The organism is Streptococcus sp. HMSC072C09, from assembly GCF_001813105.1.
GTDB lineage: Bacteria > Bacillota > Bacilli > Lactobacillales > Streptococcaceae > Streptococcus.
Map to the genome: position 1 here is coordinate 133,883 of NZ_KV811488.1, position 14,414 is coordinate 148,296.

The 14,414-nt window shown below is 39.1% G+C and carries 16 protein-coding genes; 14 read left to right on the forward strand and 2 right to left on the reverse strand.

Going from position 1 to position 14,414, the window contains the following annotated elements; translation table 11 throughout:
- Window positions 1-242 (forward strand): GNAT family N-acetyltransferase (locus HMPREF2893_RS03075; protein WP_148131910.1); only part of this gene is annotated, 242 nt, incomplete at its 5' end.
- A 279-nt stretch (window positions 243-521) separates the two neighbouring features.
- Here HMPREF2893_RS03075 and HMPREF2893_RS03080 read toward each other — a convergent pair.
- Both HMPREF2893_RS03080 and HMPREF2893_RS03085 read right to left on the reverse strand, forming a co-directional pair.
- Complete coding sequence (locus HMPREF2893_RS03080) at window positions 522-1,307, reverse strand: CPBP family intramembrane glutamic endopeptidase (RefSeq protein ID WP_070674189.1); 786 nt, start codon at window positions 1,305-1,307, stop codon at window positions 522-524.
- A 4-nt stretch (window positions 1,308-1,311) separates the two neighbouring features.
- Window positions 1,312-2,199: a helix-turn-helix transcriptional regulator gene (locus HMPREF2893_RS03085; RefSeq protein WP_070674192.1), complete on the reverse strand. Its 888-nt coding sequence runs from the start codon at window positions 2,197-2,199 to the stop codon at window positions 1,312-1,314.
- Between the two features lie 353 nt (window positions 2,200-2,552).
- Here HMPREF2893_RS03085 and HMPREF2893_RS03090 point away from each other — a divergent pair, with 353 nt between their 5' ends.
- The 13 genes from HMPREF2893_RS03090 to glpK all read left to right on the forward strand — a co-directional run bounded on the left by HMPREF2893_RS03090 (window position 2,553) and on the right by glpK (window position 14,359).
- A complete protein-coding gene (locus tag HMPREF2893_RS03090) occupies window positions 2,553-3,572 on the forward strand; it encodes a DNA/RNA non-specific endonuclease (RefSeq protein WP_070674195.1) in 1,020 nt (339 codons plus the stop codon).
- 201 nt (window positions 3,573-3,773) lie between these two features.
- A complete protein-coding gene (locus HMPREF2893_RS03095; protein WP_070674198.1) occupies window positions 3,774-5,522 on the forward strand; it encodes a glycoside hydrolase family 13 protein in 1,749 nt (582 codons plus the stop codon).
- Between the two features lie 84 nt (window positions 5,523-5,606).
- Entirely contained in the window at window positions 5,607-6,146 is a 540-nt protein-coding gene (locus HMPREF2893_RS03100; RefSeq protein ID WP_070674201.1) for an RDD family protein, read from the forward strand.
- 391 nt (window positions 6,147-6,537) lie between these two features.
- A complete protein-coding gene (locus HMPREF2893_RS03110; protein ID WP_070674204.1) occupies window positions 6,538-7,125 on the forward strand; it encodes an Ltp family lipoprotein in 588 nt (195 codons plus the stop codon).
- On the forward strand, window positions 7,113-7,448 hold the full coding sequence (locus HMPREF2893_RS03115; RefSeq protein WP_003006842.1) for a hypothetical protein: 336 nt from the start codon (window positions 7,113-7,115) through the stop codon (window positions 7,446-7,448). Before HMPREF2893_RS03110 ends, HMPREF2893_RS03115 begins: the two co-directional genes overlap by 13 nt.
- Before the next feature lie 159 nt (window positions 7,449-7,607).
- Window positions 7,608-7,919, forward strand: coding sequence for a hypothetical protein (locus HMPREF2893_RS03120; RefSeq protein WP_021153069.1), 312 nt, complete (start codon window positions 7,608-7,610; stop codon window positions 7,917-7,919).
- 201 nt (window positions 7,920-8,120) lie between these two features.
- A complete protein-coding gene (locus tag HMPREF2893_RS03125; RefSeq protein WP_070674207.1) occupies window positions 8,121-8,795 on the forward strand; it encodes an Ltp family lipoprotein in 675 nt (224 codons plus the stop codon).
- 201 nt (window positions 8,796-8,996) lie between these two features.
- Window positions 8,997-9,884: a DUF4300 family protein gene (locus tag HMPREF2893_RS03130; RefSeq protein ID WP_070674210.1), complete on the forward strand. Its 888-nt coding sequence runs from the start codon at window positions 8,997-8,999 to the stop codon at window positions 9,882-9,884.
- Between the two features lie 3 nt (window positions 9,885-9,887).
- Window positions 9,888-10,304, forward strand: coding sequence for a hypothetical protein (locus tag HMPREF2893_RS03135; RefSeq protein ID WP_070674213.1), 417 nt, complete (start codon window positions 9,888-9,890; stop codon window positions 10,302-10,304).
- Between the two features lie 22 nt (window positions 10,305-10,326).
- Window positions 10,327-11,082, forward strand: coding sequence for a CPBP family intramembrane glutamic endopeptidase (locus HMPREF2893_RS03140; RefSeq protein ID WP_070674216.1), 756 nt, complete (start codon window positions 10,327-10,329; stop codon window positions 11,080-11,082).
- Window positions 11,079-11,834: a CPBP family intramembrane glutamic endopeptidase gene (locus HMPREF2893_RS03145; protein WP_070674219.1), complete on the forward strand. Its 756-nt coding sequence runs from the start codon at window positions 11,079-11,081 to the stop codon at window positions 11,832-11,834. The genes HMPREF2893_RS03140 and HMPREF2893_RS03145 overlap by 4 nt, the downstream gene beginning before the upstream one ends.
- A gap of 157 nt (window positions 11,835-11,991) precedes the next feature.
- The gene (locus HMPREF2893_RS03150) at window positions 11,992-12,663 is read left to right on the forward strand and encodes an ankyrin repeat domain-containing protein (protein WP_070674222.1); all 672 of its coding nucleotides are present in this window, start codon (window positions 11,992-11,994) and stop codon (window positions 12,661-12,663) included.
- Between the two features lie 187 nt (window positions 12,664-12,850).
- Window positions 12,851-14,359, forward strand: coding sequence for a glycerol kinase GlpK (glpK, locus tag HMPREF2893_RS03155; protein WP_070674225.1), 1,509 nt, complete (start codon window positions 12,851-12,853; stop codon window positions 14,357-14,359).
- The last annotated feature ends 55 nt before the right edge of the window (window positions 14,360-14,414 follow it).

Here is a 14,414-nt window from a genome sequence, read left to right on the forward strand (position 1 = left end):
TGTTAGTTGGAGATGTGACACTTCAAGATAACTCGGAACTTTCAATAGTGGTCAGCAAAGAGTATCAGAATTTACAGATCGGAAGACGGTGTATTTCTGAAATGATACAGCTGGCCAAAGAGAAAAAAATGGTTAAGGTAACTGCTCAAATTTATCCTTTTAATACTCAAAGTCAAAGAATGTTTTTGGCTTTGGGTTTTCAGAAAGTAGATGAAGAGTGGTATGAATATAAGTTGATTTAGGAAAGTTGTATATCTCTACATAGATTAAGACTGTAAACTTGCTGTTTATAAAAAATGTTCATGAAAAATAGAGATAAAGGGTATCTACTGATACATGGACAAGAGTTTTTTCCAAAATCTAAAAATGAAGAGAACACCAACAGATGATTTTTGTTGGTGTTCTTTTTATATGATTTTACAATCTATCTCGCTGATTCATGTTTGAAACAAGTTAAACAGACAGTTGTAGGAGGACCTTCGAAGTCAAAATTTTGTACGGTTAATGGAGGATTTTTCCCATTATAATCTCTCCACGGTTTTATTACGTATATGAATTGCAATCGGTGTGATGAGTAGGTATAGCAAGGTCAAAATGATAAAAAATCCAATATCAGCATCCAAAAATACATAAACGATATTAAAACCAAAATGCATGAAAATAGAATAAATCAGATTATTATATTTTTCCAAAATAATATTCATACAAATAGTAATAGATGTAATCACAACTATATTAGCAATAATATAAGGAACGGCCCGCCAGTCCGTAAATTTTGAATCTACAACCCACAGAAGTGTATGCCAGAAACACCAGACTAGGCCTTGGTAAATAGAGGATTTTAAAAAATGATATTTTTTATTAAATTCTTCTCTCATATAACCACGCCACCCTAATTCTTCTCCAGTCGGACCTGATGTAAATGATAAGAAAATACTTAGTGGCAATGATACGGTTCCTAGATTGATGTAGGAGAACATTGTTTTTTGGGTTATAAGTGAGTAGATGAAGAGTGATAAAATACTGAGCCCAAATGTAAGACCAAATGAAGATAGAAGTGGGAGTAATGATACTTTAGCAGAGAAACACCGCTTAAGGAAAGTTATTCTTTTCTCATCAGTCCTGAAATACTTCCATCCAAATAAAAGAAGGTATGATGGAGACCATGCGACGATATTTCGTACAATCCACATGATAACAGGTGGAACCTTAAATATTAAACTTGCAGGAGCTGCTACAAAAATAATGAGTGCACAAACAAGGACATAAGAACTGATGATGTATCTTTTTAAATAATTTACATTCATTTAGTTACCCTCTTTCTTCAGCTGTATAGATAACTAGTTCACTCTTAATACCATTCAATTCAATTATATTATCTGCATCGGGTGAATCGAATGGTTCAGTTTTTTGCCCATTTTTTTCATAATAAATATTTGTTCCAATCCCTTTGGTAACAGCAGTAAATAGGCTGTTTTCAGGAATACGAATTCTAGATGTTGCTGAAATCTGGTTAATGTCAACTTCACCGTTTAATGAATGACATAATACTTCCATATCAAGATTACAGTTTATTTTTACTTTACCTGAAATATCTTCTAGAGTAATACGAGATGTTTTAAGGTCAAGTTCGATATTGTCACATTCTAGGGAGTGAATTTCTACAGACTCTGCACGAACCGCGCATTCAATGTGACTAATATAGCGAGTTGGGATTTGCACAAAGATACTGACCGTTTCTTTAGCCGTTGCCTCTGTTACACCATTGTAACGTTTTACATCTAGGTCAATTCTTTTTCTACTATCATCAATTTTTACTTTAAAATCATTTTGAAGTGTAGAAAGAAGATTGGATACCAGACGAACTCGAATTTTTTCTCCATTGTATCCGGACAATACAAACTTTTCTGCGCCTCCAAATTTCATATCATAGCTCTTGATCTTATCGATATCATACTCTGTGATACTCTCAAAAAGATATTCGCTTGTATTAAGAGTAGTTCTTTCATTACAGATTAACTCATCGATAGAGATGTTAAATAGGTTTGAGATGGATATCATATTTTCGATATCTGGAATTCCAGCACCAGTTTCCCACTTTGTTACAGCTTGTCTTGATACACCGATTTTTTCAGCTAAAAGTTCTTGTGACATCCCTACTTGTTTACGTATGGATTTTAATTTTTCAGCAAATGTCATGTTGTATGACCTCCTCTATATTCTATGATGTAATTTGTCATAAAGTAGCAATATGACTGATTTTAGTATAGAATAAACGATGATTACAGCACAAGCAAGTAGAGGTTGCATTCTCATTATTTTTGCTACTTTGCGTGGCATTTATCGTTTTAGCGTTGATTTTTAGCATTATTTTAGTTATTTTACCATACATTCAAATGGAATGATGAATACAATTAAAATTAATATTTTAAAATTCCAGAAAGTCTGGGAGTAATAAAAAATAGCATAAAATAGGTTCTAAAAAGTTATTTGTTCTGTAACCGCTTTTTTCTGCTATAATATCACTAGATAGAAATGTGGGAGTTTCAATCATGGTTACAAAACGGTTTTTGAAAAATGTTATTGTTGCGCTGGTCTCGGTTTTTATAACCTTGGCTTTTGTTCAAGGGGCTCAAGCTGAGCAAACAGGTCTCGATTACCAGAGTCTGAATCTATTGCCTTTTAATGGCAATAAGCAACTCGTTCTAGGTGAGTTTGATCATTTAGGTCGGGCAACTTCTGCCCATATTCAGCTTCAGGACAAGGATGAGCCAAAGAAAAAAAGAGAACCACGGCTCAGCTATAATCCGGTTGGCTGGCACAATTTTAAGATTGCTTATGGAAACAAAGGGAAGAAGGCCTGGCTGTTCCATAGAGGGCATCTGATTGGTTATCAATTTAGTGGCCTGACCAATGAAGGGAAAAATCTGGTTCCGCTAACTGCCTGGGCCAATACGGGAAATTATAAAGGGACGGCGGATAGTAATGTGGAAGGCATGCTTTACTACGAGAAACGGCTCGATAGCTGGCTGGCCACCCACCCCAATTATTGGCTGGATTATAAGGTGACGCCTGTCTATACGGGGGATGAATTGATTCCTCGTCAGGTGACCTTGCAATATGTAGGAATTGATCGAGATGGCAACCTTCTGCCTATCCATCTAAGTAGTCCCAAAGAGTCGGTAGATGCTTATGGGATCACAACCGTTACCTTGGATAATTATTCCAAGAATGCGACCATTGACTATCTGAAGGGAACCGCCAAGCCATCTTTAGTGCCGACAGAACCAACTAGTCAACCACAACCAGCCAGTCCTTCTGTAGAGACGCAACCAAGTCAAGCCCCTCAACCGAGTCAGCCAGCAGTGCCTGCACAGCCCGTTCAACCTGTAGAGCCTTCACAGCCAACTCGTCAACTAGCTCCAGTTGTTTATGTGGCCAGAAATGGAAGTGCTGATGTTTATTGGTACTCTAAGGATAGCATGCCACGAAATACTAACTTTGCCAAAGTAGTTGAAATGTCAGAAGAGCAAGCGCTCAGTCTTGGAAAGCGGCATACAAGTAAGGAATGAGGATCAGTCATTTAGATGATGAGAAAGCCCAAATACTGGGCTTTTTGTGTGGCATTACAATCTTAAAAAGTGAGTAGTCTAAAATAATCTCTCAGAATCTTGCAAACGTTTTTATAAAGTAGTATACTAGAATGAGTTTTGTGTAATCGTTTGCATAAATTGGTAAATGATGAAAAGAAAGGAAAGTAGGAGACGAGACAGATGGAATTAACAGCGATTTACCACCGGCCTGAATCGGAGTACGCCTATCTTTATAAGGACGGCCAGCTTCACATTCGCATCCGGACCAAGAAAGAGGATGTCAAACGGATTGTCTTGCACTATGGGGATCCCTTTATTTTTATAGAGGATCTATATGAGGCAACCAAGGAAATGGACAAGGTGACGACCGACGATCTCTTTGATTATTGGCAAGTGTCGGTATCTGTCCGCCATGCACGGATCCAGTACCTCTTTGAATTAGAGGATACAGCGGGAGAGAAGATCTTGTACGGAGACCGGGGTGTGGCAGCTTACACCAAGGAGAACCTGGACTTCGTCATGAATGGCTTTAAGCTTCCTTTTATCCATGAGATTGATGGGTGCGCTGTACCGGATTGGGTGGCTCAGACGGTTTGGTACCAGATTTTTCCTGAGCGCTTTGCCAATGGCAATCCAGCTCTGTCACCAGAAGGTGTCCGTCCTTGGGATGCGTCAATTGCCCCTACCATGTTGGATTTCTTTGGTGGAGATTTGCAGGGGATTATCGATCACTTGGACTACTTGCAGGAGTTAGGAATTACAGGGCTCTACCTTTGCCCGATTTTTGAATCACCGAGCAACCACAAATACGACACCATTGATTACTTTGAAATTGATCGACATTTTGGTGATAAAGAGACCTTCCGCAAACTAGTGAAAGAGGCTCACGCGCGTGGGATGAAGATTATGCTGGATGCTGTCTTTAATCATATTGGCTACGATTCACCCCAATGGCAAGATGTGGTCAAACACGGGGAGGATTCGATTTACAAGGATTGGTTCCATATTAAAGAGTTCCCTGTCTCCTCAGAAAATCTGTGGAATAGTCGCGACTTGTCTTACCATGCTTTTGCCTTTGCGGGCTATATGCCTAAGCTCAATACGGCTAATCCAGAGGTGAAGGCCTATCTCTTGAAGGTTGCGACATACTGGATTGAAGAGTTTGATATCGATGCTTGGCGACTGGACGTGGCCAATGAAATCGACCATCAATTCTGGCGAGATTTCCGTAAGGCGGTCTTGGCTAAGAAGCCAGACCTCTATATCCTCGGGGAAATCTGGCATTCGTCCCAACCCTGGCTCAATGGCGATGAGTTCCATGCGGTGATGAACTATCCTCTCTCTGAGAGTATCAAGGATTATTTCCTGCGGGGACATAAGGAGACGCAACGCTTTATTTGGGAGATCAATAGCCAGTCTATGTACTACAGGCAGCAGATCTCTGAGGTCATGTTCAACCTCTTAGACTCCCATGATACAGAGCGTATCTTGACGACGGCTAAAGGCGATCTTCAGTCTGTCAAGTCTGCCCTCGCCTTCCTCTATCTGCAACGGGGAACGCCATGTATTTATTATGGAACGGAGCTAGCTCTCATCGGTGGCCCGGACCCAGATTGCCGCCGTGTCATGCCTTGGGAGCGCGTGTCAGCGGACAATGACATGCTGACCTTTATGAAGGACTTGATCCAGCTCCGAAAAGAAGTGACAGGAATAATACAGCATGGTAAAGTGAGCTTGGAAGAAGTAGAGCCAGATGTGGTGGTGGTAGCATGGCAGCATGAAGGTCAGACGCTCAAAGCCTACTTTAACCACTCTAAGAAAGAATTTGTATTAGAAAGAAGACAAGCAGATCTGATCAGCCATGGGACCATTTCCGATGATCGATTGATCATCCAACCAAATGGATTTGTTATTTATAGGGAAGATTAGTAAGAAAGAAGCCTGGAATCGAGAGATTGCGGGCTTCTTTTTATAAATAGTATCTTTATTCGCACCCTTATATTATAATAGGAGATGAGAATGGGGGAGACGGTGATGAAGATGTTAGCAATCAATCCTATTTCGTTAAAAAAAAGAATGACAGAATTTCTGTTTGATTATCTTTTCATTTTAGCTTACCTAGTTCTTCTGTTTTTAGGTTCGATGCTTATTTACATCATCTTTTTTAATGGTGTCCCAGAGTTTACAGAAATTCAGTCGCAGTGGCTTGTATTTTTAACCTCTATTTTGCCAATCACGCTTCTTTTCACATTCTTGGATTATAAAAATGATGGCAGTTTTGGGAAGGTAAAAGCGGGACTTGAACTGGTCTACCAGAAAAAAACAGTGCAGGCAAGCTTAATCAGAAACACCATTAAATTTTTACCTTGGCAAATCGGTCATATGGGCACGATTCATGGTTTCTATAGTGAGTTTGATGTGTTATCCATTAGCCTCTCTATTTCGGCGACTCTCCTCGCAGTTTTGCTACTGGCAATGACAATGTTTAGAAATGATAAGAGGCATCTAGGAGACCTGCTAGCCCATACGCAAGTGCAACTAAAAGGTGACTAGGATGAAATGTTAGGCTGTCGATAAGAAAAAATGGAAACATAGCTAGGAAATAGGGCTATGAATGAGACTCTAGAATTCACAAATCTTTGTATGGTAAGAGACGGCGATAGAGTTCTTGTTATGGATCGTGAGAAAGAGTCTAGGCAAGGAATGACATTGCCTGGTGGTCCTGTCACAAATGTTGAGTCTTTTATGGAACCAACTCATTTTTTAACATCATTAAGAATGAGTTGCTATATTTAAACAGGGATTAATAAAACCGTTATTGAAGGATTCTATAGGAATTGTTTTGAGTGACTGGAGAAGTTAATTCTCCTAGTGTTGAGTGACAATATTGTTTTATTAAGCACAAAATAACAAATTAGACTAAAAACAAGTAAAGGTATACATTATGAAAAAATTTTTTATATTTATTTTTGCGATGTTTGGATTGATGGTGGGATTTGTAGCTATTGTGTTAAGTGGTTATTATAGAGATTATGAAAAATTTCATAATAGATCAAGCTTTCCAGAACCGAAAGAAAATTTACTAGTACCAGTAAGTACAAGGGCATATGCAAAAGCTAAATCTTGGTCAGAGAAATCTCCTTTATCGAAGCAACAAATTAAAAAATATCTTACTAAGTATGGCAGGTATTCAGAGTATACTTCCCAGTCCGCTGTCAATAAGCTTAATATAGACTGGAAAGAGCAGGCTGTTTTAAGAGCAAAATCATATCAAAAGTTTCATTATTCAAAAGAAAAGTTAGTTGGGCAACTTGTAGATGTTGATCTATTTACTCCAGAAGAGGCTGACTATGCTATAGAAAAAGTTCATTTCGATTGGAAAGAGGAAGCTGTGAAAGAAGCGGAATCTTCTGCAAACGGTGGCAATATTTCGAAAGAAAGGTTATTAGAAATACTTGTTGAAAATAGAAAATTTACTCAAGAGGAAGCGGAGTACGCAATAGAACATGCTCAAGTAGATTGGTTAAATTAAACAATAATTTTACTATTGATTTGAAGAACTTAAAAGAGGCTGATGAATCTAAAATAGCTACGATAGAAAGTAATGAAAAGTGGCATAATGAAAATAAGGACACAATTTCTATTTATGATCGCTATTTGAACAGTGATGATTACAAAACAAGTCCAATGAAAAATATTCAAGATCAACTGAAAACATTTTTGATGGACCATCACTACTATGAGGTCGCTATTCCGCTGATTAGACAATTTAGTAAGAGTTACGATCATTATTATAAAAAACTAACTGAGGCAAGTGACTATTATTTAAAGCAAAAGGGTGATGCTCCACAGTAAATCGGAAATTAATATCCTTCATAAGATTTTACGATTAAGAGATAGAGTGAGGGATGACTTGCCCTTGCTCTATTTTTCGGTTCCTTTAGTTGTAGTTTTCACTACATAAGTGTATAATGTGCTCTTAGATAAACAAAATAGGAGAATGAGGAGTTTTAAATGGAATTAAAAGATTTTACAGAACAAGAACAAGAACAAATCAAGCAAGGATTGAGCACAGCTGAGATTTCTGATAAAGAAGCAGGTAAGAAGTTGCTGGCTCTTGTACCGCAAGAATGGATCAAACGCATTCCTTTCTTTGTCAGAGGGCATGCGACGACCAAGACAGTTGAGCGTGTAGCCAAGCAATACCCTGAACTCTATGCAGTGGCGAAACGTCAAGGCGACCTTCCTGAAAAAGAAGGAGAAGAGCTCCGAAAGATTATGACAGCCATCTTTGAAGAAAAGATGAACAAACACAAGATTAAATAATCTTTTATAACACTTTGTTATTTTTTATTTCACATAGAATGAGTGATTGCAGTTGAAATGCAGTCACTTTTTTATTTACTAGCCATAGAGACTTTTACACTAGTAAATAAAAATGAACAATATTTCATGATATAATACTAATGAAAGCAGTTCCAGAGGGATGAAAATTTCATTGGAGAAAAACAAGTAAAGGTAGTCATGATGAAAAAGTTTTTGATATTTATTTTTACAATTTTTGGATTATTTGCAGGAATGCTAGCTCTTATAGTAATTGATTATGAAATAAATTATAATAAATGGATAAATTCACGTTCAGGATCACAGTTGACTAATCCTGTACAAAAATACTCTTCTTCAAGTGATGGAAATAAGGATGATTTAGAATCATTAATGAATATGTTTATGAAAGGACTATTTCCTCCAACTTTACTATATCCAGAATATACAAGGGCATATGAAGAAGCTAAATCTTGGTCAAAAAAGCATTTATCGCAGCAGCAAATTAAAATATATCTTACTAAGTATGACAGGTATTCAGAGGATGCTACTCAGTACGCTTTAAATAAACTTAATGTAGACTGGAAAGAGCAAGCACTTTTAAAAGCAAAATCATATCAAGAGTTTCATTATTCGAAAGAAAAATTAGTTGAGCAACTTATAAATATTGAAAAATTTACTCAAGAAGAGGCTGATTATGCCATAGAACAAGGTAATTTCGATTGGAAAGAGGAAGCTGTGAAAAAAGCGGAATTTTATGCAAACGGTGGTAAGATTACGAAAGAAAAGTTATTAGAAAAACTTGTTGTATATAGAAAATTTACTCAAGGAGAAGCTGAGTATGCAATAGAACATGCAAAAATAGATTGGTCGAATTAAACAATAATTTTAATTTTGATTTTTGTAACATATTAAAGAGCTGGACAGTCTGCCAGCTCTTTTTTGCTACTTATAAACTTTTCTCATTTCGTAAAAAATAGTTGGAGCAAAGCCAGTTTTAAACTATAATAGAGGAAAAGGATTATCGATATGAAAAATGTATAGAACAAACATTTTAATCAATGGAGAAGGAACCAGTTTATGAAATCATCTAAAAAAATCATGCTCCTTACTAGCTGTGCCCTGGCGCTCTTTGCTTTAGCGGCTTGTGGTAGCAACCAAAAGCAATCCAAGGAAAAGAAGGAACCCTCAACGGTTCAGAAATCTAGTTCAGATAAGGAGCGCTACAAGGGTACCTACAGCAACCTCAACAGCAAGGCAAGTGTCGGAGAAGTGCGGACTCTTTTGTCTGCTTATTTGGATCGGGAAAGTGTAGATAAATTTCTGGGTCTAGTAACGGATTACGATAGCATTGTCGGCTCGGTCGGCTTGACGGGTGACTTCAGCACCTTCAAGAAAACAGACTACAATGTTGAGAAGATCAGTGACTTGTGGACCAAGAAAAAGGGCGATTTCGTCGGGACCAACTGCCGGATCAATAGCTATACTCTTCTGAAGAATCGCATCGAGATTCCTAAGATGAAAGCGGATAGTGAACTTTTGTTCGTGGACAATGATGCGATTGACAAAGGGAAGATCTTCGGTGAGGCAGACAAGGAAGCCTTTAACATTCTGTATTCACGGGTTCCGACAGAGGCGACAACGGATGTCAAGGTCCATGCCAAGAAGATGGAAGAGTATTTTGCTCATTTCAAGTTCAATGAAAATGCGCGCATGCTTTCTGTTATCGTTCATGATAACCTGGATGGAAATACCCTTTTTGTCGGCCATGTCGGCGTTTTAGTTCCTGCAAAGGACGGCTATCTCTTTGTCGAAAAGCTGACCTTTGAAGAACCCTATCAAGCCATCAAGTTTGCGACCAAGGAAGATGTCTACAAATACTTGGAGACCAAATACCAAGACTACACAGGCGAAGGTCTGGCTAAGCCCTTTATCATGGATAATGAAAAATGGGTTGAGATGAAGTAGAGGATGAAAGACAGCGTGTTAGAATTTAGAAAGATAATGGAGTATGCTCCGATTCTATATGTGCTCATTTTCTTGTTCTTTTTCAGTCTTCTCCTTTTCCTGAGAAGAAGGGCAATCGTGAAACGTAGTGGAGGTCCCTTCTTTGCTCCTTTCCATATTAGCCGTGGAATCTTCTATATCCATGTCGCTCTGTGTTTCAGTCGTCGCAGCATCCCACTGAAAGAGATCAAGCAAATCACGTATGCAATTTTTCGTGGACGATCTGGTGGTGGGGCTCGTTATGCTTTCTATATCGAACTCAGAAATGGAAAGACTATTCCCTTCTTTTTTGGAAAAAGCAAGCGGAATGAAGAGCTAGTGGAGAAACTCAAAAGAAATGCAGGCAGGTATGGGTTTAAGGTAGATAGCACTGGTAATTAATTGAAAGAAAAAGGAATCACGAATGAGTAGAAAGCAAGCCCTATCTATGTATTTGTTAGGAACCTTTGGTCAAGTATTAGGTGTCAGCCTTCTGGTTTGGTTTTTAAGAGCAGGAGGAGTCAAGGTTGATTTTACATCACCAATGGGGATGATCGCTGTTGTTTTAGGTGGCTTATCATCTGCTTTTTGGGGTAGTCTTGCCAGTATTGGCTACCATCAATCTAGTTTCAAACAAGTTCTAAAAGATTTTTTTCAAGTCAAAGACAGTTTAGCAAATTATTGTTTGGTGCTCGTTTTCTTGTTACTTGACTTTTTCCCATTTATCTTAGGTGGTAAGATCACCACTCAATCGTTGGTCTTGCCAGTAGTGCTCTTTTTCAAGGCTCTTCTTTTCGGTGGGATTGAAGAAATTGGCTGGCGTTATTTCTTTCAACCAACTTTGCAGGAAAAAATACCTTATTTTTCAGCTACTTTGATCACCTTTTTAGCTTGGTCTAGTTGGCATCTACTATACTTTTATATCGACGGTTCTTTAGCTGTCATTCAATTGTTTCCGTTTCTAGTAGGTCTGCTAACTAACTGCTTTATCTTGTCGGCCTTGTATCATAAAACGCAAAATTTATGGCTCTGTGTCATAACCCATGCCTGTATCAATTCCTTGTCTCAGATGATAGTGAATGAAGAAGTATGGCTATCTATCGTCAGTAAAATTCTTATTATTAGTTTAGCAATTATGATTGCAAAAAAGAAGTATGTAACTGTAAAGGAGGAAAAATGAGAAAATTTATTTCAAAACAATCAGTCGCTAGTTGGTATGCACTGACGGCCCTCCTTGCTACATTTCTAGTAGGGCAAGTGATCCTTTGGTTTTTCCCAGATAGGAGTAGTTTGGGTGCCTCACTACTGTTTATCCTAATGAACTTGATTCCCCTGATTGTGGCGGCTGTCTTTTCTCTGGTGTTTAGTGAAGTCAACTCTTTGGGTGAATTTTTCAAAAAGATCTTTCTTGAAAAAGAAAGTTCCCTATCTTGGATCCTAGCTTTCTTCGTTCCCGTCATCTATTATGGGATTTCCATCCTGCTTATGAATGTTCGCTTTACTGGGAACTCCCTCTTGGCCTTCATCCTTTATTTCCCCTGGACCTTATTATATGGAGGCCTAGAAGAAGTCGGTTGGCGTTGGTTTTTACAAGATCAACTTTCCTTTCGTAATCACTTTATACCTAAAATGATGGTTCTTTCCATTGTCTGGTTCCTCTGGCATATTCCTATCTATCAACTCCCTTGGATTACAGCAGGTTCGTCCAACTATCTCATCTTTTATCTGATGATTTTAGGGAATACCTTCCTGTTTGGAGCGCTCAAGGAGTACTCGAAAGGAGCTGTTCCTTGTATCCTCGCTCATATGCTGATCGATAGTCTAGCTGTCCTCATGCTGGTTCAGAGCTCGCTTCCTCAGATTATCCTTCTAGTTAGTTTCGAAATCCTAGTAGCCTCTTGGCTGGTGGCTGCACGAAAATCAGAGAAATAGAGTTGTATCTCTTTCGGTGGGAGTCTGTCATCTTTAGCCTTTAGGACTTCAATGTAGAGTCCATAAAATGGTATAATCAGTTTAACGAAGAATCTAGAGATAGGATCAAAGTATCAACATAGTGTTATTTTTATCTATAATGAGAGGGGGAAAGACCATGCAAAAAACCTTTCAGTTGTTGCGAAGAGGAGATATAGAGGGAGTCCGTCAGATATTGGATAAAAAGCCTGAAGAAGTCAATGCTGTTTCGGGTGACAAACCTAAAAGAGATCAGGGACAGTCACTCCTTCAAGTCGCTATCAAATCGGGACATTTAGATATTGCAGACTTACTTATTGATAGAGGAGCAGATCTTAACTTTATCGAAGAGCCGACAGAGCTGAATCCATTTTGTCAACCAGTCCTCCAAACAGCGGGTGGACGAGCTGTATTTGACTGCCGGCGCATGATCAAACGCTGGAATGGTCAATATGAGATGTATTCGTCTAAGGAAAAGGCTGACCGGTCTTTCAAAGTTTTTGAGAAAATGTTGGAACTTGGGGCAGATATTTCTCAGAAGGACAGCCATGGTGGGACTTTGTTGCAAACTATTTTAATTGAAACCAAGGAAGTGCTGCCATCTTATTATTGGAAAACAAAAGAAACCAGCGATAATGTCCTCATAACGGATGAATTACGTCATGATTTAAATCGTATTTATGATCTATTAATTCGTTACGGTGTGACTGCGGACGAAATAGCTGTCTATCAGAAGATTCCTCTCAAAGAACTTTACCAAGACAGTCCGACCATGGAGTTTTTAAATCGGTTAGATCAGAACAGATCTTGATAAGCATTTGAACCACAAGTTAAAAGAGCCTCGGGGCTCTTTTAACTTGTTCTGATAGAGTTAGAAGTAGTAGGAAAATTTTAGACCGGATTTTCTTAAAAAAATGGATACAAATCCATGATGAAATAGAGTATACTAGTTGATGAAAGAACAAGATTTTTAAGTATCGAATTTAGGAGGGCAGTTTATGTCTCAAGAAACTTTCATTATGGCGATTGACCAGGGAACCACTAGTTCGCGGGCTATCATTTTTAATAAAAAAGGCGAGCAAGTTAGCTCTAGTCAAAAGGAATTCACTCAAATTTTCCCGCAGGCTGGTTGGGTGGAGCACAATGCCAATGAGATTTGGAACTCGGTTCAGTCGGTGATCGCTGAGGTCTTTATCGAAAGTGGCATCAAGCCAAATCAAATAGAGGCGATCGGCATTACCAATCAACGGGAGACGACAGTTGTTTGGGATAAGAACACGGGGCTTCCTATTTACAATGCTATTGTCTGGCAATCTCGTCAAACTGCCCCACTAGCTGAAGAGCTCAAAAACAAAGGCTATGTAGAAACCTTCCACCAAAAGACAGGTTTAGTCATTGATGCCTACTTTTCAGCAACTAAAGTCCGTTGGATTTTGGACCATGTTGATGGGGCACAAGAGCGTGCGGAGAAAGGCGAATTGCTCTTTGGAACCATTGATACTTGGCTGGTCTGGAAGCTGACGGATGGAGCTGCCCACGTGACAGACTATTCCAATGCAGCCCGTACCATGCTTTACAATATCAAGGAACTGAAATGGGACGATGAAATCTTAGACATTCTCAACATTCCTAAAGCCATGCTTCCTGAGGTGCGGTCAAACTCTGAAATCTATGGTAAGACAGCGCCTTTCCATTTCTACGGTGGACAAGTGCCGATTGCAGGGATGGCGGGGGACCAGCAGGCTGCTCTCTTTGGCCAATTGGCCTTTGAACCTGGGATGGTCAAAAACACTTATGGAACTGGGTCCTTCATCATTATGAATACGGGTGAAGAGATGCAGTTATCAGAGAATAACTTGCTGACGACGATTGGTTATGGGATCAATGGCAAGGTCTACTATGCCCTTGAAGGATCGATCTTTATCGCTGGAAGTGCCATTCAATGGCTCCGCGATGGCTTGCGTATGATCGATCATTCACCTGAATCCGAGGCCTATGCTTTGAAGTCTCAGAATGACGATGAAATCTATGTGGTTCCTGCCTTTACGGGTCTTGGAGCGCCATATTGGAATCAAGAGGCGCGTGGTTCTGTCTTTGGACTTACCCGGGGAACAACCAAGGAAGACTTTATCAAGGCAACCCTTCAATCCATTGCTTATCAAGTACGCGATATCATCGACACCATGCAGGTAGATGCCAAAACTCCTATCCCTGTCCTAAAAGTAGACGGAGGAGCAGCGAAAAATGATTATTTAATGCAGTTTCAGGCAGATATTCTTGGAATTGCGATTGCCCGCGCGAAAAACTTGGAAACAACGGCTTTAGGAGCAGCCTTCCTAGCAGGTCTGACCGTAGGTTATTGGAAGGACTTGGAAGAATTAAAATCTCTTCATGGAGCAGCCCAAATCTTTGAACCAAAAATGGATGAAGCTCGCAAAGAGGACTTGTACAAGGGCTGGAAGAAAGCAGTCAAAGCCACTCAAGTATTTGCGGAATCTGATGACTAAAGGGACCCATCAAATGAATAGTTTATGAGAGTGGGACAGAAATCGGTAATTCGTT